The following is a 24,632-nucleotide window of genomic DNA, read 5'->3' as shown; positions in this document are numbered from 1 at the left end:
TTGTTATTCGTCCGGGTCCAGGGTCTGATCCATGGTAAAGGCGGGGGCTCCCTCAATGCGTCCACCGACCTGGCGTGCTGGCACACCGGCGACAGTCGTGTGATCGGGTACATCTTGCAGGACCAGGCTTCCAGCGGCAATCTTAACGTCATCCCCTACCCGCACAGGCCCCAATACTTTGGCACCGGCACCAATCATTACCCCATGGCCAATTTTTGGGTGGCGATCACCGGAACCGCGACCACTGCCCCCCAAGGTAACGGAGTGCAGGATAGATACATTATCCCCCACTACACAGGTCTCCCCCACCACCAGACCAGTAGCGTGATCAATCATAATGCCGCCGCCAAACTTAGCCGCCGGATGAATATCCACGCAGAACTGCTCCGAAACTCGGCTCTGGAAGTACAGGGCCAGGGTAAAGCGCCCCTGATTCCATAGCCAGTGCGCTATACGGTGCGACTGCAGGGCGTGAAAGCCTTTGAAGTAGAGGAATGGGGTCAGGTATTTGTCACAGGCCGGGTCCCGATCATACCAGGCGCAAATATCGGCATGCATACTGCGGGAAATAGACGGATCACTCTTCAGGGCTGAGGCGATCACTTCCTGTAGAGAGGTAGCCGTCAAGGCGTTGTGATCAAGCACTGCAGCCAGCTGGTCAGCAACAGCGTGCTCCAGTGATTTATGCCGCAGGATAGTATTATGGAAGTAGCTCGCCAGGATCGGCTCGCCACTGGCTGCTGTGGCGGCTTCAGCACGCATGGATTTCCAGACATCACGGGGCTCGATCTGGCTGTCGATAATGATTTCCTCGCCTCTCTTTTCCACTTTTCCTAACTTCCAATTGTATATGCCAAGGGCCGGAAGCCCGCGAAGCTTGGCAGTAATAGCAGGACCTTTCAAGCGCCGCCCAGAGGGTAAGGTAAAGGGTCACAAGGAGGCACCAGCTTCTCTTTAAAGCGGCATAATTTCTGGATAGCAGTGATCCGGGACCCACACAAAGCGCGTATAGATTTCATCTAACCGCTCACACACAGTGTCGCACAGGGCCAGATCGCCGCGGCGCAGCTGTTCCTGCAGTCGCTCAACAGTCAACAGACCCTGTAACTCACGCGCACGCGGTGCATAACTTAAATGCCAGCGCTCCGGGGCCACACCGCCCTGATCGGTGGCGAAGGGGCGGAACAGCCCGTAGCTGTGGCCGGCGGCGATACGTTCATCCAGCCAAAGGTGGAATGGACCAAAGATACCGTTATCCGCTACTTCCTGGGGGGTCAGTTGCACCTCGTAGTTCTCAGGCATGGCTGCCGCATCGACCATATCAAAGTCGGTGCCCCAGTGATGACGGGAAGCGCCCGGCAGTGCCGACCAGCGCAGTATGGCCATAACCAGATCCTTTGGAGGCAGTTGAGAGACTTCCAATGCTGTGCCCTCGCTGTCGAGCACTGGTCTGAGTCCCTGCGCCTTACCATTCCAGATAGTACGTTGGCGCTCAAAGCTACGGAAGCCTGAAACTATCCTGGGGTCAAAGCCGGCATCGCACGCATCGCGCCTAAGGCGCTGAAAAGCCACCAGCGCCTCTGGGTGCAGCAATTGGCCCGAGGTGGGGTCGAGGATGACATGCTCATCGGTGAGCCCAAAAAGCATACGTTGAAGCGGTACAGATAACATTTGACTCCCATAAGCAGGCGATTTTTGTAATGCGGGCTAAAGTGAACAAACCCAAGGTACCTACTCTATCAAAGAGCGATACGGAATAAGCAGGTCGGACAGGAATTACTGGATAAAGCAAAAGACGCTGTCTCCTTGGCACCGGTGGTAATGATTACTGGCCAACAGTTAATTTATGCTAAGTTCAGCCCCGCGATCGAAGGAGTGATCGTATTAACTGGACGTTAAACTTTGTAGGGAAAACTGAATGCACCCGAGTCAATCAGAATTACTGAAGCTGAAAAACCTGGGCCTGGCCTCCGTCAATATCCTGCACTCTATCGGTATCCGCTCCCATGAAGATCTACGCCGCATAGGCCCGGTGGAGGCATTTATCAGCATCCGCAACCGCGGTATCAACGCCTCCAGAGTCATGCTCTACGCCCTGCAAGGTGCGCTGCTGGACGTACATTGGAACGATCTGGACCCGGATCTCAAGCAACGGCTGGCCAGTGAGGCTGATCGCCTGCTGGCCACCCAGAGTTCCGACTAGACCAAGTACCCCCTATTACCCTCAATTTTGCAGCCCCGGGTTTACCACAAAGTAAACCGAGGGTACGGCCTGGTGCTGCTCACCGCACAGCTGTCACACAAAATGCCCCACCCTAACTAGACTTAACAAAGGGCTATTAGATGGAGAGAGCCGATGTTGCGCATTGGGCTATTCCTGCTGACCAACTTAGCGGTTCTGGTTCTGGTTGGCATTATTTTCAACCTGTTCGGTATAGGAGGCATCCTCCAGGCCAACGGTGTAGACCTGAACCTGGGCGCCCTGCTATTGCTCTGCGCCCTATTCGGCTTCGGCGGCTCGTTTATCTCTCTGCTGCTCTCCAAGACGATCGCGCGGATTAGTACCCGTACCCAGATTATCACCGAGCCCCGCAGCGCTGATGAACAGTGGCTGGTGGAGACGGTGCGGGAGCTTTCACGCAAAGCCAAGATCGGTATGCCGGATGTGGGTATCTTTCCCATGCCCCAGGCCAACGCTTTTGCCACCGGTTGGAATCGAAACAACGCCCTGGTCTCCGTCAGTGCCGGGCTTTTGCAGCGCTTCAGTCGTGAGGAGGCGCGCGCGGTCATCGGACACGAGATAGGTCATGTGGCCAATGGAGACATGGTGACCCTGGCTCTGATCCAGGGAGTGGTGAACACCTTTGTGATGTTCTTCGCGCGCCTGGTAGGTTTCTTTGTTGACCGGGTGATACTGCGCAACGAGCAGGGGCTGGGGATCGGTTACTTCATCACTTCTATCGTAATGGACATCGTATTCGGGTTCTTTGCCATGATTATCGTCGCCTGGTTCAGCCGCCGCAGGGAGTACCGGGCAGATCACGCCGGCGCGACGCTGGCCGGCCCCAACTCCATGATCGCCGCCCTGCAGAGGCTCAAGGTGGAGTCAGAGCGGGGCCATGAAGAGCCGCTGCCCGGTAACATGAAAGCCTTTGGAATCTTCGGCAATATGGGCGCGCTGCTGGCCACTCACCCACCGCTGGATGATCGCATCCAGGTACTACAGAGTTTCCGCAGGTAGCGCCCCAGCCACGAGGTAACATCACCGCCTGTACAATTATCCACAGGACGGAAAAAGAGCCTGGTGAAAAAAGGCTGTGAATAAAATACCAATTGCAGATACAGGTTTGTAATAACGCCGCTACCTTTTCGCCACTGCTGCGGGCGAGGTAAACTTGCCGGCAAAGTGACAATGCAAAGATTGTTATCCATGACAGCGAAAAAGACTCTGCCGATCATTTTCTCCTTATTGCTCCTCTGCTTTTCCTCCCCCCTATTTGCACAGGTACAGGACTTCGCGACCGACGACGAGCGCAACACCATGCAGGTGTTTAATTTCGCCAGCCCGTCTGTGGTCTACGTCACCAATGAAACCCTGGTCCGCGATCGCAGGACCCTGCAGCTGCACGCAGTGCCCAAAGGTGCCGGTAGCGGTTTTATCTGGGATGAACAGGGCCATGTGGTAACCAACTTCCACGTGGTCGAAGGCGCACGCAAAGTTACCATCACGTTACAGGATCGCAGTGAGTGGCCAGCCAAACTGGTGGGCTCGGCGCCGGAAAAGGATTTAGCTGTACTGAAAATAGAAGCGTCCAAAGAGCGATTGAAACCCCTGGTAGTGGGCACCTCCAGCAAACTCGCCGTGGGCCGCAAAGTGCTCGCTATCGGTAACCCCTTCGGCCTGGATACCACCCTAACTACCGGTGTGGTGAGCGCCTTGGGGCGTGAAATTGAAACGGCCAACAACCGTACTATCCGCAATGTGATCCAGACAGATGCCGCTATTAATCCGGGCAATTCAGGTGGCCCGCTGCTGGATTCCCTCGGCCGTCTGATCGGTGTCAACACCGCAATTTACAGCCCAAGTGGCGCCAGTGTGGGCATTGGCTTCGCCATTCCCGTAGATACCGTCAAGAAAATAGTGCCAGAGCTAATTGCCCATGGCCGCCTGGTGCGCCCAATACTCGGCATTGAATCCGCTCCGGACCAGTGGGGCAGCCGCTACGGCTTTGAAGGTGTGGCGGTATTGCGTACAGCGCCGGGCCTACCCGCAGAAAAAGCTGGGCTGCAAGGGATCTACCGCACACGCCAGGGGGGCTGGCAATTGGGAGATGTGATTGTCGAAGTGGAGCAGCAACCCATTCGCAGCTACGACGATCTGCTTAACGCCCTGGAAAAACATCAGGTCGGAGACGAAATTACTCTGGGTATCCTGCGCGACGGGACAATACGCTACACCTCGATTACACTCGCGGCGCCGCAATAGACCAATAAAAGATTCCAGAGCCGACTTTATGCAGAAATACTTCCTGTGCCGTTACGATGAGTTAACCGAAGGGCAATCGAAGGGCTTTTCCCTCGGCGACACAGCCGCCGGAACCGATAATGTATTTGCCGTGATGAAAGGCGGTGAAGTCTACGCCTACAAGAATACCTGTCCCCATCGCGGCATCAATCTCGACTGGCAGGAAGACCAGTTTCTCGATCCCGACGGCGCGCTGATCCAGTGCGCTTCCCACGGTGCCCTGTTCCTGATTGAATCCGGCGAGTGTATTGCCGGCCCCTGCACCGGAGATGCGTTGACGCCTGTACCCGTGGAATACGCTCAGGACGGCCTCTACGCCCTGTTGCCGGGATAAGGTTTTACCCGTCGGGCAATCTCACCCGGCGCGTATGTCCCCAATACTTTCACTGAAACGACAATGACTGCACAAGGACAATTTCTGCAGCGCCCAGGCGCGCCTTGTAAGCGAGCACCTCCACACCTGCAGACACAGCTTTGTCGAGAGCTTCGGCATAAACAGGGTCTATCTCTCGCGCCACTTGCACACTTTCAATGCCGGTGTGCTGGACACAGTAAAGGAGAACCGCGCGCACACCGCCCTCAGCCAATTTCTGTAACTCCCGTAAATGTTTGGCGCCACGGGCACTTACCGCATCGGGAAAATAACCCCGCTCTGCATCTGCCAGAGTGACGTTCTTGACCTCGACATAACAGTCACCCTGCTCACCGGACAAGAGTAAATCTATGCGACTGTTTTCATCGCCGTAGCGCACTTCCCTGCGCAGGGAGTCGTATCCCTGGAGTTCACTGACCACCCCCGTGCGAATTGCCTCTTCCACCAGAGCATTGGCACGGCCGGTATTTACCCCGGCGAGAGCGCCATCCGGTGTGGTGGTGATCTCCAGGGTATGACGATACTTGCGCTTGGGGTTGCCGGAATCCGAATACCAACAGGCGCCACCTTCAACCCAGCAGTTTTTCATGGAGCCGGTATTGGGGCAGTGAATGGTAAAAACTTCACCCTCTGCTGACTCCACATCGGCGAGAAAACGCTTGTAACGACGCAACAGGGTTGCCTTTTGAAAATGGGGGGTAAACTTCACAGGCTGGCACTCTTGTACGTTTTGGCGCCACAAAATAGCAGACAACTATTTGTGGCGCGAATCGCGCAGATTTGATAGCTTCCTCGCTCTCGGTCGCCTGGGGTATCGGCAACCGTAATAAGGATTAGCCTGCCACCGAAAGCTTTTTGACAGGTGAAAAAAGCATCAAGCAAAAAGATTCCGGTCTAGGCTAGATTGAATTTGGTGGTATCGCCCCCATTATCGGGGGTCCGTAAAGAAAGAGAGGCAACGACTATGCCCAAAACTGCTGCGAGCACCGATTCTCTGCACGGCTTTGAGCCCTACAAGGAGACTAAGGGCGAAGAGTACATGAATGAGAAGCAGCAGGAGCATTTCCGCAACTTGCTGTTAGCCTGGAAGGCCGAACTGATGGCGGAAGTGGACCGCACCGTTTCCCATATGAAAGACGAGGCCGCAAACTTTCCCGACCCCGCGGATCGCGCCAGCCAGGAAGAGGAGTTCAGCCTTGAGCTTCGCACCCGCGATCGCGAGCGCAAACTGATCAAGAAAATCGATGCCACCCTGGAGCTGATTGACCAGGATGACTACGGTTTCTGTGAAGCTTGCGGGGTTAATATTGGTATCCGACGCCTGGAAGCACGTCCCACCGCAACCCTGTGTGTGGACTGCAAGACCCTGGCTGAGATCAAGGAAAGGCAGATTTCCGGTTAATCCCTTACCAATAGCAACCAGGTGGTCCTGCGTGATCACCCGGAGAGATGGGGCGGTCGACGGGACCGCCCCCTGTCATTTTGAAAAGTAGTAATCCCTATATCGGTCGATTCGCTCCCTCCCCGAGCGGTCCCCTGCATTTCGGCTCGCTGGTGTGTGCACTCGGCAGCTATCTCGACGCCCAATCCCACGGTGGCCAATGGCTGCTGCGTATGGAGGATCTCGATCCGCCACGCGAGGAACCGGGTGCGGCCACCCGTATCCTGAATTCCCTGGAAGCCCATGGCTTGCACTGGCACGGCCCTGTTGTCTGGCAGAGTAAGCGCCATGCACTCTATGAAGAGACCCTGGAGCAACTGCGTAAAAAGGAGCTCCTGTACCCTTGTTACTGTTCCCGCAGCCAGATCCGCGAAAATGGTGGGCATGACAATTTGAAATGCCGGGTAAAAATCGCTGACAGTGGCGCCTGCGCCCTGCGCCTGCAATGCGCAGGTGGCGAAGAAGCATTCATAGATATATGGCGAGGGAAACAGTGCCAGCCGATACGTGAAGACACTATTCTCAAGCGCCGCGACGGCCTCCACGCCTATCAACTGGCAGTTGTCGTGGATGATATTGCCCAGGGGATTACCCAGGTAGTACGCGGTGCAGACCTTCTCGACACTACTGGCGCACAAATTCGTCTGTTTCACATACTTGGTGCCAAGTTACCAACTTTCGGGCATCTGCCTCTCGTGATGGGACCGGGGGGACGTCAGAAGCTCAGCAAACAAAACCACGCACCGGCTATCGATGACAACAAGGCGGCAGTTAACCTGTGCACTGCACTGGGTTTTCTCGGCTTCCATGTATCACAGGCACTGGAGCAGGGGAGCACAGAACATATCCTCAATTGGGCAACGGCCCGCTGGCAGCGCCACCAGATCGATAATCACGACCGGCAATTGCACTGAGCTTCGGGGACAATTAACATTTTTCCGCCAGCGGCGCCCGCCCCCGGGCAGTGCGCCCCTATCACGGCAGAGGCTCAGCAGTGGACGTGTCACTGAATCCCTGGTGAGTCTGGCAATTCAATAACACCTTTTCCCCAAGCGGGTTTTCAAGACGATCTATGAGCAACCGTACCCTGTTAATTCTGCTCGTACTGGTGGGTTATGTATTTTCCCCCACCATTTTCACCTGGATGATCAACCCCGTTGGCGCCTGGTATCGGCCTTTTATTCTCTGGTTTGTCTTGATCTTACTGGCGATTTTTATCCAGTGGAGGCGCAAGTCAAATGAGCTTTGACATAGCCCATATCGCCCTGATCGGCGTCGCCTATATTGCTACCCTGTTCTTTGTTGCTTTCGCCACCTCCAAGGGCTGGCTGCCCTCTCGCTGGGTTCGCCACCCACTGGTATATGTACTGTCCCTGGGAGTCTCCCTGTCCGCCTGGACCTTCTACGGCATCGTCGACCTGGCCTGGCAATACGGCTACGGCGTATTGGCCTACTACCTGGGCACCGGCGCCATGTTCCTGTTTGCCCCGGTGGCACTTGAACCCCTGGCACGGCTGGCCCAACGCTATCAGCTGTACTCACCTGCAGACCTGTTGGTGTTCCGTTACCACAGCCGCCTGGTAGGAACTCTCGCCACTCTGTTCATGTTACTGGCACTATTACCACTAGTAGCCCTGCAAATTCAGGCGGTATCCGAAACCCTCGCACTATTGTCGAGGGATAGCGTCGCCGCGCTCGGCCTGCCGGACAGTGGTGTCTCCAGCAAAAACCTGATCGCCTTTTTCTACTGCGTACTACTGGCCGTCTTTACCAGCATGTACGGTGCAACCCGCGAGCGCGGCGAGGGCCTGGCTAGTGCCATGGCACTGGAGTCCCTGGTGAAGCTTGTCGCACTCACTGCTGTAGGTGGCTATGCCGTTTACGGCGTATTCGGGGGTTTCTCCGGCCTCGACCAGTGGCTGCTGGAAAACAACGATATGCAGCAGCTGCTCTACACCCCCATTGAACAGGGCTCCTCACACACCTTGCTGCTGGTGTTTATCGCCACCGCCGTGGCCATGCCGCATATTTTTTACCTGAGTATCGCCGAGCGTCCCACTGGCCAGGCATTGCGTACAGCCAGCTGGGGCTTCCCGCTGTTCCTGTTACTGATGGCGCTGCCGATCTTTCCGATTATGTGGGCGGGCTTTGCCCTGGATGTGGCTGAGCCGGTACAGTACTTCTCCCTGGCGGTACCACGCGCCAGTGGTTCAGCCCTGCTTACCACCCTCGCCTTTATCGGAGGCCTCTCTGCAGCCACCGGTGCACTGATCATGATCACCCTCGCGCTATCCACCATGGTGATGAACCACTGGCTGCTACCAGGCACCCGCTGGCACTCCGAAGACAATATGTATCGCCAGCTGGTGTGGTTGCGTCGCGCCTTGATCGCGGCACTGTTTATCGCCGGCTTTGCTTTCTACCTGTTATTGAACAACCGGCTGTCCCTGTCGGACCTGGCCTTGTTGGCATTTATTGGCTCACTGCAATTCCTGCCGGGTATCTTTGCAGTGATCCACTGGCCGCGCGGCAACCGGCGCGGCTTTATCGGTGGACTGCTGGGCGGCATGCTGATCTGGGGCTGCGGCTTGATGCTGCCGTCAATTTTTGACCTGACCGGTATCACCCTGCCCGGAACCTCCATACAAATTCCCCTGGGGATGCCGATCTGGACCCAGGTCACCACCCTATCCCTTGGCATCAACATACTGCTGTTTGTGGCCCTGTCCCTGTTTACTCGCACCAGCGGCCTTGAGCAGTACGCCGCCGACCTGTGCAGTGACGACACTATTGCCCAGGCCTTGCGACTCGGTCTTGATGTGGAATCAGCCGCGGACTTCCGCTTGCGCCTGGCTGAGAGCCTCGGTGCTGCCACAGCAAACAAAGAAGTCAGGCGCGCTCTCAACCAGCTCAACCTACCGGATGACGAGCGCCGCCCTTACGCCCTTCGCCAACTGCGCAACAAGCTGGAGGCCAACCTTTCCGGATTACTCGGAAGGGTCCTTGCCGGCCAGATTATCGACCGTCACTTTCCTTTCCAGAACAGCGATCAACCGGCCAACAAGGATATTCATCTGATCGAAACACGCCTGGGGCGCTACAAGCACCAGCTCACGGGCCTCGCTGGGGAACTGAACAATCTGCGCCTCTATCATCGCCAGATGCTGGAGGAACTGCCCATGGCCGCCTGCTCCTTGGGCCGCGACGGCGAGATACTGCTGTGGAACTACGCTATGCAGGACCTTACCGGCATCGCTGCCAGCGAAGTAATCGGTTCCAAACTGGAGTACCTGGCCGAGCCCTGGCGCGGCCTGCTGGCAGAGTTTGCCGAATCCACCGATGCCAGTCGCTTCAAGCAGCAGGTGAGCCTGGACGGCAACAGCCACTGGCTCAACCTGCATAAGACCCGCCAGAAGCGCAGCCGCAGCGATCATGTCCAGGATGAGCGCGGCGACGGCCATATGTTGCTACTCGAAGACATTACCGAGACCCAGGTGCTGGAGCAGGAACTGATTCACAGTGAGCGCTTGGCCTCGGTGGGGCGCCTCGCAGCTGGAGTCGCCCACGAAGTCGGAAACCCGGTGACAGGCATCGCCTGTCTGGCGCAAAACCTCCAGTTTGACTGTGAAAACCCGGAGGTACTGGAAACCGCTGACCAGATTCTCAGCCAGACGCAACGTATCAGTCGCATCGTACATTCGCTGGTTAACTTCTCACACAGCGGCAGCCAGGAAAGTGAACGGGCGCCGGTGGACCTCTATGCCTGTGTGCAGGAGGCAGTGCACCTGCTGTCCCTGCAGCGGGATAAGACCGAAGTACGCTTCGATAATACAGTGCCCGAAAACCTGATCGCCCCAGGGGACAACCAGCGCCTGATCCAGGTTTTTATCAACCTACTCAGCAATGCCCGCGATGCCAGTCCCGATGGAGGCCAGATTCTAATCGAGGGCTATGTCGTCAACGGCAGCGCATGCGTCTCTGTCACCGACGACGGCCCCGGAATCTCGGCCAAGCACCGAGATCGTATACTCGAGCCCTTCTTCACTACCAAGGAGCCCGGTGAAGGCACCGGTCTGGGCCTGGCAATGGTGTACAGCATTGTTGAAGAACATGGAGGACAGCTGGAACTGGTAAGCCCTGCTAATCGGGAGACCGGGCGTGGCGCCAAGTTTATTGTCCAGCTACCACTGGCGAGTTGAGATACGAGCGATCAAATCGATCAATTTTCACTCAAAAATTGACCAATTCACGGTTTTTGAGTTGCATAGAAACGGCGCGCAGGTAAAACTAGGCGCTTATTGAGCATTTTGTAACCAGGCGTAACACATGAGCCACATCCTGATCGTCGAAGATGAAGCCATTATTCGAACGGCGCTGCGCAAACTGCTGGAGCGGCACCGCTACAAGGTCAGTGAGGCGGGCTCAGTACGCGAAGCCCTGAGTAAATACCGTGTCAGTGAAGTGGATCTGGTGATCTCCGACTTGCGCCTGCCCGGTGCTCCCGGCACGGACCTGCTCAAGCACGCCGGCGAAGTGCCGGTGCTGATCATGACCAGCTACGCCAGCCTCAGGTCTGCGGTCGACTCCATGCGCATGGGCGCGGCGGACTATATCGCCAAACCCTTTGATCACGATGAAATGATTGCCACTGTGCGCAGGGTTATCGGCAAGGCCGAACAGAGCCGCGCCCAGGCCCCCAAGGAAAAAGGTAACACTGGTACCATCGCCGGTATGATCGGTAGCAGCCAGGTGATGCGGGAGCTTTATGGGCGCATCCACAAAGTGGCACCTACCGATGCCACGGTGCTGGTACACGGCGAGACAGGTACCGGTAAAGAGCTGGTGGCGCGCGCCATCCACGAGGAGAGCCGCAGAGCTGGCAAGCCACTGATATCGGTCAACTGTGCCGCAATCCCCGAAACCCTGATCGAATCGGAACTATTCGGCTACGAGAAAGGCGCCTTTACCGGTGCGCAGAGCGCACGCGAGGGCTTGGTGGCGGCTGCCGATGGCGGCACCCTGTTCCTCGATGAAATCGGCGAGCTGCCTCTTGAAGCCCAGGCGCGTCTGCTGCGTGTAATCCAGGAAGGGGAAGTGCGTCCGATCGGCTCGATTGAATCGCGCAAGGTGAATGTGCGCCTGGTAACAGCCACCCACCGCAATCTGCGCCAGCTGGCGGCGGAGCGCAAGTTCCGTGAAGACCTCTACTACCGCATTAATGTGGTGCAAATGACACTGGCTCCGCTGCGCGAACGCGGCCGCGACGTGCTTGCACTAGCTGAACACCTGCTGGAACGATTCTGCACCAAAATTGAGCGCCCGTTACTGCGCCTCTCCCCAGAGGCGGTCCAGGCCGTTACCACTTACACTTGGCCTGGTAACGTGCGCGAGCTGGAAAACGCCATCCAGCGCGCAGTAATCCTCACCGACCGGGACAGCCGGGAAATTGACCACAAGACTTTGGATATTGATTTAGACCTGGTTCCGGTGGAAGAGACTAACGATCTACCACGCCCCAGGAGCCTGCATACAGACCCCCGTGAGGACTTGTCCCTGGAGGACTACTTCGCCCGTTTTGTGATCGAACACCAGGACACCATGAGTGAAACTGAGCTGGCCAAAAAGCTGGGGGTCAGCCGCAAGTGCCTGTGGGAGCGGCGCCAGAAGTTAGGCATCCCGCGCAAGAAGGCCCGCCGCAGTGCGGTTGCCGAAGCCTGATCTGTAACAATGGGGGCTTTCGCCCCTTCCCACCCGCAACATCCCCAACCAGCGCCGCGCATCTCTGGAACAACTTTGCCCTACCAGTGCACCCCCACACCCCTGTTTTCCCTTGTCGCCACAAGGTAACAAGCGGGGTAACAAGAGAAGTGTTACCCATAACGTCCTGCAAGTAACAAATGCCGCACCTTACGTAACGTAATAGGCCTGGAAAAAGTTCCGTCAAATTTCGTAAAGATTATAAACCATTGTTTTATAAGGATTTTTAAAAGTTGGCATACTAAATGCTTTATCTCTAGTACAAAAATTGAAAACGGCCAACAATAAAAATAAATGACCGTTAAAAGCCCTATAACTACTCAAAATAAGTGGGCGAAACATAATAAAAATAATGGGGAGGCCGACAAGAAAAGCAATGAGAGGCCAAAACCGCAAGAACAACAATAAACAATAACAATAAACCCAAAGAAAGAATAAAAATAACAACAAGCGCGTTGCAAACTGACTGAATTGTACCTGGGAGAGGGTGTTTGCTTGATAGCAAATTGATAGCGCAAGGAAGCCGCTGCCTTCATACTGGTAATAATAATTCCCATAATCTTTTCCCCAAACTTCCCGGCACCCGCAGATTGCGGGCGCATTCCTTTGCGTGTGTTAGAATCGCGCCCGCGAATCCGGTTCACCGACAACAGATGCCAATGGCACCCCTGGTTACGGACTTCGCGCCCTGGGCCCGCCCAGGTATATGAGGCCCCAGCAGTGCCGCAGAGAACCCCCTGGTCAGCAGGGGCAGAAACGCGCGGGTACCGAGCCTGCCGCCACCGGAAGTGTGGCCTGAGCACCAGCAGGGCTTTTCCGGTCATTTACGAATGGCAGCAGTCAAAACAGACAGCCGTATGCTCAACAATTTGATTAGTAGTATTAAACGCTGGCGCAAGCCGGCCAACAAAGGTCCCAGGGTTATCGCCCGCAACGATCACAATATCTCCCGCCGAGAGATCAGCCGCGCGGCCCTGACCGTAATGAAGCGTCTGCAAGAAGCCGGACATCAAGCCTATATTGTCGGCGGCGGAGTGCGTGACCTGATGCTGGGTGGCCACCCCAAGGACTTTGATGTCGCCACCGACGCCACTCCCGAACAGGCCAAGGAATTATTTCGCGGCGCGCGTATTGTGGGGCGGCGCTTCCGTATTCTGCATGCGCGCATCGGTCGCGAGGTTATCGAGGTAACCACATTCCGGGGGCATCACAGCGACGGGGAAGAGCATGAAGCAAGGCAGTCCGAGCACGGCATGCTGCTGCGTGACAATGTCTATGGCGACCTCGAGAGCGATGCCATGCGCCGTGACTTTACTGTCAACGCGCTCTACTACACCACCAGCGGTTTTGCCATCCACGACTACACCGGTGGTGTCGAGGATATCGAAAAGCGCCTGATCCGCATGATTGGCGAACCCAGCATTCGCTATAAAGAAGATCCGGTACGCATGCTGCGTGCAGTACGTTTTGCCGCCAAACTGGACTTCTCCATTGAAAGCAAAACTGAGGTGCCACTCCAAGAACTGGCTCCCCTGCTGCGCAATATCGCCCCAGCTCGTTTATTCGACGAGATACTCAAGCTACTGATGGGTGGCCATGGTGAACGCACTTTTGAGCTGCTGCACCGCTATCACTTGTGGCAGCACCTGTTTCCAGACAATGCTATCCAAATAGACAAGAGCCCCGAAGCCCTGGAACTGACCCGCCGCGCACTGCGCAATACCGACCGGCGTATCCAGGCAGATATGCGCGTTACACCGGCTTTCCTCTATGCAGCCCTGATGTGGCCAGCGGTAAATGAAGAACAGAAGAAGCTGGAAGACAAGGGCACTCCGGCAGCGCCAGCCCTGGCCCAGGCCTCCCAAAAAATTACCAGCAACCAGCTGGCCCATACTGCCATTCCCAAGCGTTTCTCTATTCCCATGCGCGAAATCTGGGATCTGCAACACCGCTTGCCTCAGCGTGGCGGCAGTCGCGCCCAACGGCAGATGGAACACCCTAGATTCCGCGCGGCCTACGACTTTTTATTACTGCGTGAAGAAAGTGGTGAGATTGAAGCAGGCCTGGGTAAATGGTGGACGGACTTTCAACAGGCCGATGAAGAGCAGCGCCAACAAATGGTGAGCAAGCTGCAACGCAGTGGCGGAGGCAGTCGCCGCGGCCGAAACTCTCGTGGCGGGCGTCGGCGCAGGCCCAAGGCCGCCGAATAATGGCAAGGGTTTTTATCGGGCTCGGCAGCAACCTGGCTGAGCCGCAAAAGCAGCTGCGCAGTGCCCTGGAGGCCATGGGCAAAATTCCCGACAGCTGCCTGCTGCGCTGCTCCAGCTTTTATCGCAGCGCCCCAATAGGCCCTGGCGAACAGCCGGACTATGTCAATGCAGTGGCCGAACTGGAAACCGCACTGTCACCCATTGATTTACTCGACCGCTTACAGTCCATTGAGGCTACCCATGGTCGAGAACGTTCGGTGCGCTGGGGAGCGCGAACCCTCGACCTGGACATACTACTGTTCGATGAGAGGCAAATAGAAGAAGTCCGCCTGCAAGTACCCCACCCACGCATGGCGGAGCGCAACTTCGTGCTGTTACCATTGGCAGAGCTGGAGCCCCAGTTGCTACTGCCTTCAGGCGAGTCATTGCACCAACTACTGCAAAACTGCCCCCATAATCGCCTGGATAAAATCTGATCAGACTCCAAATAGCACAATAAAAGTACTCGACTGGACGCCCTGCTTAATAGTACTTTGGCGCCTGCAGCCCATCAGGGAAGACGCCCCAACAAGAGGAGTCGAACACGTGGTTATCGACAACAGCGAAACCAATCCGTGTGAATTCGGCCTGTCGGACAGGACGCTGCCGAAGTTTATTGCCGTGGAAGGCAATATCGGCGTAGGTAAAACCACACTGGCCAAGAAACTGGCCACTACCTTCAATTACGACACCCTGCTGGAACAGCCCGAGGAAAACCCCTTCCTTGAGCGTTTTTACCGCGACCCACACAATGCTGCACTGCCAACCCAGCTGCACTTCCTGTTGCAGCGCTCCCAGCAAATCCAGGCCCTGCGCCAGGATGACCTGTTCGAGCCGGTGCGGGTGGCAGATTTCCTGATTGAAAAAGATCAGCTCTTTGCCCAGGTAACCCTGGATAAAGATGAACTGGCACTTTACCAACAAGTCTTCCAGCACCTCACCCTGGAGGCTCCCAAACCGGATCTGGTGATCTACCTGCAAGCGCCGATGGAGGTATTACAGGCACGTATCCGCAACCGCGGAATTCCCGCAGAGCGTGCCATCAGCAATGAATACCTTGAGACACTCAATGACGCCTACACCCAGTTTTTCCACTTCTACGACAGTTCGCCACTGCTGATTGTCAACAGTGAGGAAATCGATATTGTCGATAGCCCTAAGGATTACCGTCAGCTGGTCGAGTACATGCTCACAGTTACCAAAGGCCGGCACTACTACAACCCGGGAAGTTAATCGTTATGTATGCACCTTCTGAATTAGAAAAGCTCGTTAACGTTCAGACCTTGCGCAAGATGAAAGCCAACGGCGAGAAATTTATTACCGTTGCCCTTTACGATGCACCCATGGCTGCCATGGCTCAGAAGACTGGAGTGGAGACAGTACTGGTAGGCGACTCCCTGGGTATGACCGTACTCGGCTATGACAGCACAGTGCCGGTCACCATGGAGCAGATGATTTACCATGTGGAGGCGGTTGCACGCGGCAACAAGAAGTCCCTGATCATGGGGGATATGCCGTTTATGACCTATGCCACCCCGGAGCAAGCACTCGCCAATGCCACCCGTATCATGCAGGCCGGTGCCCACATGGTAAAAATTGAAGGTGGTGCCTGGCTCGCCGAAACTGTGAAAATGCTCACCGATCGTGGCATACCGGTTTGTTCCCACCTGGGTCTCACCCCTCAGTCGGTGCACAAGCTCGGTGGCTACCGGGTCCAGGGGCGCGATGAGCAACACGCTGAACAGATGCTGGAAGACGCCATCCTTCTGGATCAGGCCGGTGCCGATCTTCTGGTGCTCGAGTGTGTCCCCTCCGCACTGGCAAACCGTATTACCGAGACAGTTTCCATGCCCACCATCGGCATCGGCGCCGGGCGCGACACCGATGCACAGGTACTGGTGATCAATGACATCCTGGGCCTTACCGAACAACCGCCCAAGTTTTCCAAGAATTTTCTGGTGGAAGCTGAAGATATTCCCGGTGCACTGCGCAAATACGCCGAAGACGTTAAACTCGGCATATTCCCCGACGACTCACACTCTTTCAGTTAATATTCCATTTAACCGGGCGCTAAACGGTGCCCGGCAATCTCCCTGTCGGTCCCAATGAATGCAGCCCTCCCAGCGGTAACATTATGAATTTCGACCAACTTCTACTTGAGTGGCGTACAAACCAAGGCGCCGATACTGTACCTGCAGGTTGGACTCAGGGGCGCGCCACCTTTGGCGGCCTTGTAGCGGCTATGCTGCACGAAAATATGTCAGCAGAAGTTGCACAGGATAGCAGTCTGCGTTCTTTGACCCTGTCATTTGTGGCCCCGGTAGATACCGATGTTGTGCAAAGCTCTGCAGAGATTTTGCGTGCCGGGCGCTCCGTCACCCAGGTACAAGGACACCTGCGCCAGGGTGACGTAATCACCCTGGCGGGCCTCGCCAGCTTCGGCCGAGGAAGGGAATCCAGCATACTGGTCAATGGACCCATAGCACCGGAATATGCCCCGCCGGAGGAATGCACAGCCCTGCCCTATATCGAGGGTATAGTTCCCGAGTTTACACAGAAATTTGAATACCGCATCGCCCGTGGTCAATTGCCTTTCAGCGGCACAGAAGAAAAGCAATTGGGCGGCTGGGTGCGCTTTAAGGACGGCAGCGATGGCATCGCTGGCATAGGCCATCTACTGGCGCTAATCGATGCCTGGCCACCTGCCACTCTACCGATGCTAAAAACACCAGCACCTGCCAGCTCACTAACCTGGACAGTAGAGTTTATGGAACCACTGCCCAAACAGAGGGCCGATGATTGGTGGCAGTACCTTGCAGAAGTCGAGCAGGCGGAGGACGGTTATGCAGTGATCCAGGCCCGTCTATGGGACACCGACGGCAAGCTTGTTTCCCTATCCCGGCAAATGGTTACCATATTCGGCTAATCAAAATAGTTGACTACAGTGCTCCACGGATGGCGCTCGCTGACTCCCCCCACCACAGATGCTCAGTACATAAACATCAAGTCTTTCGCCATTTTCATTATCTTTTTAAAAAACGTATTTGAACGACATTCAATACAAAAAATAAAATAAAGAAAATCTTTTTTACTCCAATTTGTAATCTACGCTATCCATCATCGCCGGGGCTACAAAGCATCAAACCAAACTTTTGTACTCCCCCCCCCCTACAAGCAAAGATACCGAATTTGGAGAAAAATAATGATAAACAGAATATTTATGTCCCTGATCCTGCTAATCAGCCACCCGGTTTACGCAGCAGACTTTGAAGATGTTTGGGATGCCATCACCTCATGCAATTGGTTCGAATTTATTGGCGATGTCGATGACACTGGCACAAAAGACCTGGATGGTTACGAATACGGCGATACCAGCTTTGCCGATACCAACTCAGGAAATTTCGACATGATGGTGTACAACATGGATGGATTCCTGAAATGTATCGGGGGCAACAGTAAATCTGATTTTAAGCAGATTATTAGCTCTTTCGATAGTAATCCAACAGATCTTTGGCTGATGCAGGAGGTGTGGAATAAAACTAAGGCCAACTATCTGGATGACGACGATAAGCTCAGTAATGACACAGTCCCCTATCGTTCCAAACACTGGAAAGGTACTGGCACTACCTTTGGCAACGGTTTGCTAACCTTTTCAAAATTTCCTTTTGACAGGGACAACCGTAATGACAACGACTATTCCTTTACCACTTATGAGGAGGAAAACTTTAATAGGTGCGCGGGCAACGATTGTGATACCGAGAAAGGATTTACTGTGGCAAAAGTCGAGATAACTGAAAATTATCATGTGCATATATATAACACCCACATGGATGCCGGCCATCAAGATGAAGACTTGAGTGCCAAAGCTGAGCAACTCGACCAAATCGCCGATATGATCGTTGCACATTCAAATAATGCCACCGTCATTTTAGCGGGCGATTTCAATATGGCATTCGATGAGGACGATGATGGCTGGCGAGGAGTCAATTACCTGGCCTGGAAGGACTTTTTCGAGAAAACCGGTGGCAAACACGCCTGTCAATATATGCTTGCGGGCGCCGATACCAGTCTGGAATCCTGTGCCGACGAACTCCAAAACGATACCGATCACGTGGTGGTTATCAACAATAACCCCAGCTACACACTGGAAGTCACCAACTACTATATCGGCTCCCCTGAGTACTCGGGGCTGAGCGATCACGATCCAGTATTTGCAAATTTTTCCTGGGTTAAAAACTAGACATAATAAAAGCTTCTTCCCCCGGGGTGCGGAAGAAGCTTTACAGCCATTTTTTCCAGTAAAAAAATGCAATCTGAACAGTAAGTGCAATCACCGAAAGAATACAGAAAGCAAGAAAGCCCTCCCGAGCCTGAGCCCATGGAATTCCGCCGACGTTAATTCCAAATAGTCCGGTTAAAAAACTCAGGGGCAGAAAAACAGCTGCAACCATTGATAATAGATACATGCGACTGTTGAGCTGGTCCGAGTTACGATTTAGCAACTCCTCCTGGGCGATAGCCGCGCGCTCACGCACTGCATCGATATCGTCAATGTGCCGCTGTAAGCGCTCATTGATATCCGCTAGCAGGGAGTGGCTACTCTCATCGAACCAGGGCGCTGACTCCTGTTGCATACGCGATAAAACCTCTCTCTGCAGACACAGATAACGACGCAGTGCGATGGTTTTCTTACGAAACTGTACCAGAGTCGTTCCCAGTCCTTTCGCCGACCTGTCCAATAACTGGTCCTCCAGGTCATCTACTTTTTCTTCAAAATCCTCAACCCGGTCACTCATACGCAACACCAACAGGTCCGCAAGAGATACCACCAGCGCTGCAGCCCCCCGTGGTCCACAGCCACTGTGCAAGCGAGAAATTAAATCCTCCTCCGCCAGCAAGCGCCTCTTGCCGGTGCTGATCACCCGGTTTTCTTCAACCCATACACGAATAGAGACCCGATGTTCCGACCGTGATTTATGCTTCGGATCCATTCCACACATTGCCAGGAATAATCCATCCCCCACAGGCAGGGTGCGAGGCCTGATTTCTTTTGCCAGTAACGCCTCGGCGGCCACAGGTGGCAATCCACTATCGCGTATCCAGCGCGAGGATTCTTCATCTACACCATCGAAGTGAAGCCACATCAACCCCTGGCGGGGATGCCAGGACTCCACTTCAGACCAAGTCATTTCCCGGCCTGAGCCATTCCTGTCAAGCAAGGTTGCAAGAAGGTGCCCGGTTTCCATGGATATTGGTTTCCATTAGCAGTGCCTCCCCGATCCGAAGGAGGTTCCAAACAACCTTAAATTAGGCGCGCCCCATTGCGGTACTATAAAAAGCTGGGGCGCGCCGGCTTATCCCGAATGGCTTAGATGCGCCAGCTCCGCAGCATACTGTTCCCAGTTTTGCCCATCAAAGGACTTTACCTCTAGCCCCTGCGGGCGCTTATCCAGACAGCGTGCATTGAGGCTATAACCATCTGGGTTTGAACGCGGAATATAAAAGGATTTCACACCGCAATGACGACAAAAATAATGCTCGGCTACACCGGTATTAAAGGTGTAACAGCTCAATGCCTCTTTCCCGGCCACAAGTTCAAAATTTTCTGCAGGCACAATCAGGTGCAGGTAACCAAGCTTTTCACACATGGAGCAATTACAGGCATGAGCTACCAGAGGCTCATCACTGCTTCTATTGTACAGTGCATTAAAACGTACAGCGCCACAGTGACAACCTCCGCGCAGTTTGGTGGTTATTTTATCCATCAGTAGACTTTTCCAAGGTAAACAATGGACGTGCGTATAACAGGGAGAATACTGAGACAGCCAATAGAAGGTGGAACCAATTGGTACGCGCCATGCCTAACAATCGCGAAGAGCCTGTGCCAATTAATAGCCCATTTACTACCACTAGTAGTGCACCACCACCGAGCAACAGCGCCTGTTTGCGTGTGAGCCGGCCCGGCATTATTAACTCCAGCACAGCCACCAATAACCAGAGCAGCAAACCGAGGGCCGAATAGAGGTCAACCACCGCCCGTGACACCAGCATACCGCTCTCGCTCAAGGCTATTGCGCTGGCCAGGACCAGCACCATCACCACATAGGCCGGCGTTCGATTATCTGCTCCCCATGTCAATCCCAGTCGGGACCACAGTAGACCTATGCCGATTAGCAGGAAAGAGGCAAAGCCGGACAGCCTTGTGAGCGCCCGGTGCAATTCAGTAGTTCCGGGATCCATACCGTAGCGGTAAGCACCAACTAACGCTGCGAGGGCCATGCACAAAAGTGCAGCGACAATAATCAAGGCTGCAGATTGGAAGCGTGCACGAGTGAGGTACCAGTATTGATTGGCAATTAACAGACAGGCCAGCCCCAGTAGAAGATCGAGAAGCCAGAAATTAACCAAGGTTTTCCCCTTTTTTCTTTAAATTCTAACCGAAAAATCCCTGTGGCAAATGCTATAAGGGCCCGATTCTCCTTATTAAAAGACATAAAAAAACCCGGCTCAAGGCCGGGTTTTTCAGGTTTCTAAAGACTTACGCCTCTTCGGAACCCTGTTTCTCCTCTGCGGAAGCAGCCTGGTCGGCCTTGGCTTCCTTGATGGAGAGCTTGATACGTCCGCGCTGGTCCACGTCGAGCACCTTCACGAACACCTTCTGGCCTTCGCTCAGGTAGTCAGTTACCGCGTTGACACGCTCTTCAGCGATCTGGGAGATATGCACCAGGCCATCTTTGCCCGGCAGGAAGTTGACGAACGCGCCGAAGTCCACGATGCGTACCACGGTGCCCTCGTAGATTGCGCCGATCTCGGCTTCCGCAGTGATTTCCTCGATACGGGTAACCGCAGCTTCGAGGCTCTCACCGTCTTCGCCGAAGACCTTAATGCTGCCGTCATCTTCAATATCGATGGACGCGCCAGTTTCTTCGGTGATAGAGCGGATAGTTGCGCCGCCCTTACCGATAACGTCGCGAATCTTGTCCGGGTGGATCTTCAGGGTTGCGAAACGCGGAGCATTCTCGTTCACACTGGAACGGGACTCGCCGATCAGCTTGTTCATTTCCACGAGGATATGCAAACGCGCGTGCAGAGCCTGCTCCAGCGCAGTTTCCATGATCTCTTCAGTGATACCCTCGATCTTGATATCCATCTGCAGGGCAGTCACACCAGAAGCGGTACCGGCAACCTTAAAGTCCATATCACCCAGGTGATCTTCATCACCGAGGATATCGGTCAGGACTGCATAGCCTTCCTCTTCCTTCACCAGGCCCATGGCGATACCGGCAACCGGTGCCTTCAAGGGTACACCTGCATCCATCAGCGCAAGACTGGAGCCACACACGGAAGCCATGGAGCTGGAACCGTTGGACTCGGTGATTTCAGAAACCACCCGTAGAGTGTAAGGGAAGCTCTCCGGATCAGGCAGAACGGCAGCGATACCGCGACGGGCCAGACGACCATGGCCGATTTCACGGCGACCGGTAGCACCCACACGACCCGCTTCGCCTACGGAGTAGGGAGGGAAGTTGTAATGCAGCATAAAGTAATCTTTACGCTCGCCTTCCAGGGCATCGATAATCTGCGCATCGCGGGTAGCACCGAGAGTGGCAACAACCAGTGCCTGAGTTTCACCACGGGTGAACAGGGAGGAGCCATGGCCCTTCGGCAATACGCCAACTTCTACATTAATCGGGCGTACAGTCTTGGTATCGCGACCATCAATACGCGGTTCGCCACGCACTACTGCACCACGAACCGTTTTCTTTTCGAGCTTGCCGAAGTAGCTTTTTACATCACCGGCATCAACTTCTTCGCTCGCCAGGGCATCAGCCGCTTCATTGCGCAACTCGTTCAAGCGAGCGGTGCGCTGCTGCTTGTCAGTGATACGGTAAGCTTCGGCTACCTTGGTACCAAACTGGCTTTCCAGGGCCGCTTTCAGCTCGGTGTTTTCTGCTTCCGGTTGCCAGTTCCACTGGGGCTTGCCAGCTTCAGCTTTCAACTCTTCACAGACTTTTACTACCGCCTGCATTTCCTGGTGCGCATAGAGTACTGCACCCAGCATGATATCTTCCGGCAGCTCTTTCGCTTCCGATTCAACCATCAACACAGCATCTTTAGTGCCCGCAACCACCATATCCAGCTCAGAGGTTTTCAGAGCTTCGTAACCCGGGTTCAGCAGGTAGCCATCTTTTTGGGTATAGCCTACGCGCGCAGCGCCAATTGGGCCCGCAAAAGGAATACCGGAAACGGACAGAGCTGCGGAGGTGCCGATCATGCCGGCAATATCTGGATCCACGTCCTTCTCTGCAGACAGGACAGTGATCATCACCTGCACTTCATTCATGAAGCCCTTGGGGAACAGGGGACGGATCGGGCGATCGATCAGGCGCGAAGTCAAAGTTTCTTTTTCAGATGGGCGACCTTCACGCTTGAAGAAGCCGCCGGGAATTTTGCCAGCCGCGTAGGCTTTTTCCTGGTAATGCACGGACAGAGGGAAAAAGCCCTGATCAGGCTTGGCTTCTTTGGCACCTACAACGGTACACAGAACAACGGTTTCACCCATAGTGACCAAGGCTGCACCCGTCGCCTGGCGTGCAATGCGGCCAGTTTCGATAGTGACTTGGTGTTGTCCGTACTGGAAAGTTTTGCTTACTGGATTCACTAGTTTCTTTTCCTATTTCCTTACGGTTACTGGCCCATTCCAGTAACCCCTACATATTTGCCGGGGCCGGGACTACAAACCCCAAAACCCTGGGCGATACGGGGATGTATCGCCACCGGCCAGGGTAGCCGGTGCATACATCGCAGTTCCAATCAGAGAACTTTTCCCTGTCGGCATCTGCGGTGCAACTTCCGAAAAATGACAATCGCGCCACTTTTCAGTAAGCATTAAAGAAGAATGCCCGCCAGAGGCGGGCATTCCAGGGTCTTAGCGACGCAGGCCGAGCTTAGCAATCAGCTGGGCGTAGCGACTCAGATCCTTGCGCTTGAGGTAGTCCAGCAGCTTACGACGCTGGTTTACCATGCGGATCAGGCCACGACGGGAGTGGTGATCCTGCTTGTGCGCAGAGAAGTGACCCTGCAGTTTGTTGATGTTGGCGGTGAGCAGGGCTACCTGAACTTCCGGGGAACCGGTATCGCCTTCAGATTGGCCGTGCTCTTTCAGGATGGCTGCTTTTTCAACTGCAGTCAGTGCCATAACGAATTACCTCGTCGTAATATGCTTTAAAAGATTCGGCTGGCCCATGCATATTTACAGACCAGCTAATCGTTATTGTGGGCGCAACCGCCCGACACTCTCACTTCCATCGTATACCGACTTACACCAATATAGCGGTTTGTGCTCAAGTGCCACTTACCAGACGCCGCGGCGCTACGCACCCGTCGTCAGTAATTTCTCCCACGCCCAGAAAATCGCCATTTTCCAGGAAGAGGCGCACCATATCACCTTCTGAACCGATACGGTAGACCTGCAAATCCATTACCGGCTGCCCCTGACGCACATAGTAACCAGAGTCGTCTGGCAGTATGAGTTTGGGTAGTGAAGAGGCAGGAGAGTCCACCGGTAATAAGTGGTGATCAAGCTCTTCCGCCATGCCCTCTCCGCGCTCATCAGTCAACTCATCCAGGGTAACCGCCTCAGCCTCATCATAAGGACCGGCGGCACTGCGATGTAGTTTTTCCACATAAGCACCAACTCCCAAGGCCTGCCCCAGATCCTCAGCGATGCTGCGAATGTAAGTGCCTTTGGAGCAGTGTACTTCCACCTCTGCACGAGGCTCGCTACCGGGGGTAAAGTTCAGCAGCTCGAATTCAAAAATCTTTACTTCGCGCGCCTCGCGCTCCACCTCCAGCCCCTGACGAGCCAGCTTGTACAGCGGCTGGCCCTTGTGTTTAAGTGCGGAATACATGGAGGGAATCTGCTTGATAAGACCGCGAAAGTCCTCCATGGCCTTGAGCACGTCTTGCTCAGTAAGGCCTGAAGCATCTTTGCTTTCCAACACATCGCCATCGGCGTCACCACTGGCAGTGGTCATACCGAAAACAAAAGTACTGCGATAACGCTTGTCCGCATCGAGCAGATACTGGGAAAACTTGGTCGCCTCACCGAAGCAAATCGGCAGCACACCCGTGGCTAGGGGATCCAGCGCACCGGTGTGTCCGGCGCGGTTGGCAAAAAAGAGTCGCTTGGCTTTTTGCAGGGCGTCGTTGGCAGTGATACCGGCGGGCTTGTTCAATAAAAGCACGCCGTGGACCGGCCGGCCCCATTTTGGTCTGCGGCCCATG

The 24,632-nt window shown here is 54.8% G+C and carries 24 protein-coding genes; 15 read left to right on the top strand and 9 right to left on the bottom strand.

Features of this window, described 5'->3' with window-relative positions:
* Positions 1–3: 3 nt before the first annotated feature.
* Entirely contained in the window at positions 4–828 is an 825-nt protein-coding gene (cysE, locus tag GL2_RS10750; RefSeq protein ID WP_143730653.1) for a serine O-acetyltransferase, read from the bottom strand.
* A 126-nt stretch (positions 829–954) separates the two neighbouring features.
* Positions 955–1,671, bottom strand: a complete 717-nt coding sequence (locus GL2_RS10745) for a M15 family metallopeptidase (protein WP_232053820.1) — start codon at positions 1,669–1,671, stop codon at positions 955–957.
* 247 nt (positions 1,672–1,918) lie between these two features.
* Between GL2_RS10745 and GL2_RS10740 the strand changes: the two genes are divergently transcribed.
* From GL2_RS10740 to GL2_RS10725, 4 genes are all read left to right on the top strand, one after another.
* Complete coding sequence (locus GL2_RS10740) at positions 1,919–2,203, top strand: TfoX/Sxy family protein (RefSeq protein WP_143730652.1); 285 nt, start codon at positions 1,919–1,921, stop codon at positions 2,201–2,203.
* Positions 2,204–2,356: 153 nt separating this feature from the next.
* Positions 2,357–3,241, top strand: coding sequence for a protease HtpX (gene htpX, locus GL2_RS10735; protein WP_143730651.1), 885 nt, complete (start codon positions 2,357–2,359; stop codon positions 3,239–3,241).
* A gap of 171 nt (positions 3,242–3,412) precedes the next feature.
* Positions 3,413–4,486, top strand: coding sequence for a S1C family serine protease (locus GL2_RS10730; RefSeq protein ID WP_232053819.1), 1,074 nt, complete (start codon positions 3,413–3,415; stop codon positions 4,484–4,486).
* A gap of 28 nt (positions 4,487–4,514) precedes the next feature.
* A complete protein-coding gene (locus GL2_RS10725) occupies positions 4,515–4,859 on the top strand; it encodes a Rieske (2Fe-2S) protein (RefSeq protein WP_143730649.1) in 345 nt (114 codons plus the stop codon).
* A 49-nt stretch (positions 4,860–4,908) separates the two neighbouring features.
* On the opposite strand, the gene sfsA is transcribed toward GL2_RS10725, so the two are convergent.
* Positions 4,909–5,607: a DNA/RNA nuclease SfsA gene (sfsA, locus tag GL2_RS10720; protein ID WP_143730648.1), complete on the bottom strand. Its 699-nt coding sequence runs from the start codon at positions 5,605–5,607 to the stop codon at positions 4,909–4,911.
* 255 nt (positions 5,608–5,862) lie between these two features.
* Between sfsA and dksA the strand changes: the two genes are divergently transcribed.
* The 11 genes from dksA to GL2_RS10670 all read left to right on the top strand — a co-directional run bounded on the left by dksA (position 5,863) and on the right by GL2_RS10670 (position 18,585).
* The gene (gene dksA, locus GL2_RS10715) at positions 5,863–6,300 is read left to right on the top strand and encodes an RNA polymerase-binding protein DksA (RefSeq protein ID WP_143730647.1); all 438 of its coding nucleotides are present in this window, start codon (positions 5,863–5,865) and stop codon (positions 6,298–6,300) included.
* Positions 6,301–6,380: 80 nt separating this feature from the next.
* A complete protein-coding gene (gene gluQRS / locus GL2_RS10710) occupies positions 6,381–7,253 on the top strand; it encodes a tRNA glutamyl-Q(34) synthetase GluQRS (protein WP_197736552.1) in 873 nt (290 codons plus the stop codon).
* 158 nt (positions 7,254–7,411) lie between these two features.
* On the top strand, positions 7,412–7,588 hold the full coding sequence (locus GL2_RS21485; RefSeq protein ID WP_169337099.1) for a hypothetical protein: 177 nt from the start codon (positions 7,412–7,414) through the stop codon (positions 7,586–7,588).
* Entirely contained in the window at positions 7,578–10,538 is a 2,961-nt protein-coding gene (locus tag GL2_RS10705) for an ATP-binding protein (RefSeq protein WP_143730645.1), read from the top strand. The genes GL2_RS21485 and GL2_RS10705 overlap by 11 nt, the downstream gene beginning before the upstream one ends.
* 127 nt (positions 10,539–10,665) lie before the next feature.
* Positions 10,666–12,057 carry a sigma-54 dependent transcriptional regulator gene (locus tag GL2_RS10700; protein WP_143730644.1) on the top strand — a complete coding sequence of 464 codons (1,392 nt, stop codon included), beginning with the start codon at positions 10,666–10,668 and terminating at the stop codon, positions 12,055–12,057.
* A gap of 869 nt (positions 12,058–12,926) precedes the next feature.
* A complete protein-coding gene (pcnB, locus tag GL2_RS10695; RefSeq protein ID WP_232053818.1) occupies positions 12,927–14,306 on the top strand; it encodes a polynucleotide adenylyltransferase PcnB in 1,380 nt (459 codons plus the stop codon).
* The gene (folK, locus tag GL2_RS10690) at positions 14,306–14,782 is read left to right on the top strand and encodes a 2-amino-4-hydroxy-6-hydroxymethyldihydropteridine diphosphokinase (RefSeq protein ID WP_143730642.1); all 477 of its coding nucleotides are present in this window, start codon (positions 14,306–14,308) and stop codon (positions 14,780–14,782) included. The genes pcnB and folK overlap by 1 nt, the downstream gene beginning before the upstream one ends.
* Positions 14,783–14,891: 109 nt before the next feature.
* Complete coding sequence (locus GL2_RS10685; RefSeq protein WP_143730641.1) at positions 14,892–15,578, top strand: deoxynucleoside kinase; 687 nt, start codon at positions 14,892–14,894, stop codon at positions 15,576–15,578.
* A 5-nt stretch (positions 15,579–15,583) separates the two neighbouring features.
* Positions 15,584–16,396 carry a 3-methyl-2-oxobutanoate hydroxymethyltransferase gene (gene panB, locus GL2_RS10680; protein ID WP_143730640.1) on the top strand — a complete coding sequence of 271 codons (813 nt, stop codon included), beginning with the start codon at positions 15,584–15,586 and terminating at the stop codon, positions 16,394–16,396.
* An 83-nt stretch (positions 16,397–16,479) separates the two neighbouring features.
* The gene (locus GL2_RS10675; RefSeq protein ID WP_143730639.1) at positions 16,480–17,271 is read left to right on the top strand and encodes an acyl-CoA thioesterase II; all 792 of its coding nucleotides are present in this window, start codon (positions 16,480–16,482) and stop codon (positions 17,269–17,271) included.
* Between the two features lie 276 nt (positions 17,272–17,547).
* A complete protein-coding gene (locus GL2_RS10670) occupies positions 17,548–18,585 on the top strand; it encodes an endonuclease/exonuclease/phosphatase family protein (RefSeq protein WP_143730638.1) in 1,038 nt (345 codons plus the stop codon).
* 40 nt (positions 18,586–18,625) lie between these two features.
* Here the strand turns inward: GL2_RS10670 and GL2_RS10665 are convergent, their stop codons facing one another.
* The 6 genes from GL2_RS10665 to truB form a co-directional block, all read right to left on the bottom strand.
* On the bottom strand, positions 18,626–19,591 hold the full coding sequence (locus GL2_RS10665; protein ID WP_143730637.1) for a zinc transporter ZntB: 966 nt from the start codon (positions 19,589–19,591) through the stop codon (positions 18,626–18,628).
* A gap of 108 nt (positions 19,592–19,699) precedes the next feature.
* Positions 19,700–20,110, bottom strand: a complete 411-nt coding sequence (locus GL2_RS10660) for a GFA family protein (protein WP_143730636.1) — start codon at positions 20,108–20,110, stop codon at positions 19,700–19,702.
* Positions 20,103–20,753 (bottom strand): hypothetical protein, encoded by a 651-nt coding sequence (locus GL2_RS10655; RefSeq protein ID WP_143730635.1) that lies wholly within the window; start codon positions 20,751–20,753, stop codon positions 20,103–20,105. Before GL2_RS10655 ends, GL2_RS10660 begins: the two co-directional genes overlap by 8 nt.
* A 130-nt stretch (positions 20,754–20,883) precedes the next feature.
* On the bottom strand, positions 20,884–23,007 hold the full coding sequence (pnp, locus tag GL2_RS10650; protein WP_143730634.1) for a polyribonucleotide nucleotidyltransferase: 2,124 nt from the start codon (positions 23,005–23,007) through the stop codon (positions 20,884–20,886).
* Positions 23,008–23,274: 267 nt separating this feature from the next.
* On the bottom strand, positions 23,275–23,544 hold the full coding sequence (rpsO, locus tag GL2_RS10645) for a 30S ribosomal protein S15 (RefSeq protein ID WP_143730633.1): 270 nt from the start codon (positions 23,542–23,544) through the stop codon (positions 23,275–23,277).
* Positions 23,545–23,689: 145 nt separating this feature from the next.
* Complete coding sequence (gene truB / locus GL2_RS10640; RefSeq protein WP_143730632.1) at positions 23,690–24,631, bottom strand: tRNA pseudouridine(55) synthase TruB; 942 nt, start codon at positions 24,629–24,631, stop codon at positions 23,690–23,692.
* Position 24,632: the final 1 nt, after the last annotated feature.

Source organism: Microbulbifer sp. GL-2 (assembly GCF_007183175.1).
GTDB lineage: Bacteria > Pseudomonadota > Gammaproteobacteria > Pseudomonadales > Cellvibrionaceae > Microbulbifer.
This window is presented reverse-complemented; position numbering and strand designations above follow the sequence as displayed.

Bases quoted from the DNA above. Each gene is read 5' to 3' on its own strand.
- GL2_RS10745 (WP_232053820.1), bottom strand. From the start codon at position 1,671: ATGTTATCTGTACCGCTTCAACGTATGCTTTTTGGGCTCACCGATGAG.
- GL2_RS10740 (WP_143730652.1), top strand. From the start codon at position 1,919: ATGCACCCGAGTCAATCAGAATTACTGAAGCTGAAAAACCTGGGCCTG.
- htpX (WP_143730651.1), top strand. From the start codon at position 2,357: ATGTTGCGCATTGGGCTATTCCTGCTGACCAACTTAGCGGTTCTGGTT.
- GL2_RS10730 (WP_232053819.1), top strand. From the start codon at position 3,413: ATGCAAAGATTGTTATCCATGACAGCGAAAAAGACTCTGCCGATCATT.
- GL2_RS10725 (WP_143730649.1), top strand. From the start codon at position 4,515: ATGCAGAAATACTTCCTGTGCCGTTACGATGAGTTAACCGAAGGGCAA.
- dksA (WP_143730647.1), top strand. From the start codon at position 5,863: ATGCCCAAAACTGCTGCGAGCACCGATTCTCTGCACGGCTTTGAGCCC.
- GL2_RS21485 (WP_169337099.1), top strand. From the start codon at position 7,412: ATGAGCAACCGTACCCTGTTAATTCTGCTCGTACTGGTGGGTTATGTA.
- GL2_RS10705 (WP_143730645.1), top strand. From the start codon at position 7,578: ATGAGCTTTGACATAGCCCATATCGCCCTGATCGGCGTCGCCTATATT.
- GL2_RS10700 (WP_143730644.1), top strand. From the start codon at position 10,666: ATGAGCCACATCCTGATCGTCGAAGATGAAGCCATTATTCGAACGGCG.
- pcnB (WP_232053818.1), top strand. From the start codon at position 12,927: ATGGCAGCAGTCAAAACAGACAGCCGTATGCTCAACAATTTGATTAGT.
- folK (WP_143730642.1), top strand. From the start codon at position 14,306: ATGGCAAGGGTTTTTATCGGGCTCGGCAGCAACCTGGCTGAGCCGCAA.
- panB (WP_143730640.1), top strand. From the start codon at position 15,584: ATGTATGCACCTTCTGAATTAGAAAAGCTCGTTAACGTTCAGACCTTG.
- GL2_RS10675 (WP_143730639.1), top strand. From the start codon at position 16,480: ATGAATTTCGACCAACTTCTACTTGAGTGGCGTACAAACCAAGGCGCC.
- GL2_RS10670 (WP_143730638.1), top strand. From the start codon at position 17,548: ATGATAAACAGAATATTTATGTCCCTGATCCTGCTAATCAGCCACCCG.
- GL2_RS10665 (WP_143730637.1), bottom strand. From the start codon at position 19,591: ATGGAAACCGGGCACCTTCTTGCAACCTTGCTTGACAGGAATGGCTCA.
- GL2_RS10660 (WP_143730636.1), bottom strand. From the start codon at position 20,110: ATGGATAAAATAACCACCAAACTGCGCGGAGGTTGTCACTGTGGCGCT.
- rpsO (WP_143730633.1), bottom strand. From the start codon at position 23,544: ATGGCACTGACTGCAGTTGAAAAAGCAGCCATCCTGAAAGAGCACGGC.
- truB (WP_143730632.1), bottom strand. From the start codon at position 24,631: ATGGGCCGCAGACCAAAATGGGGCCGGCCGGTCCACGGCGTGCTTTTA.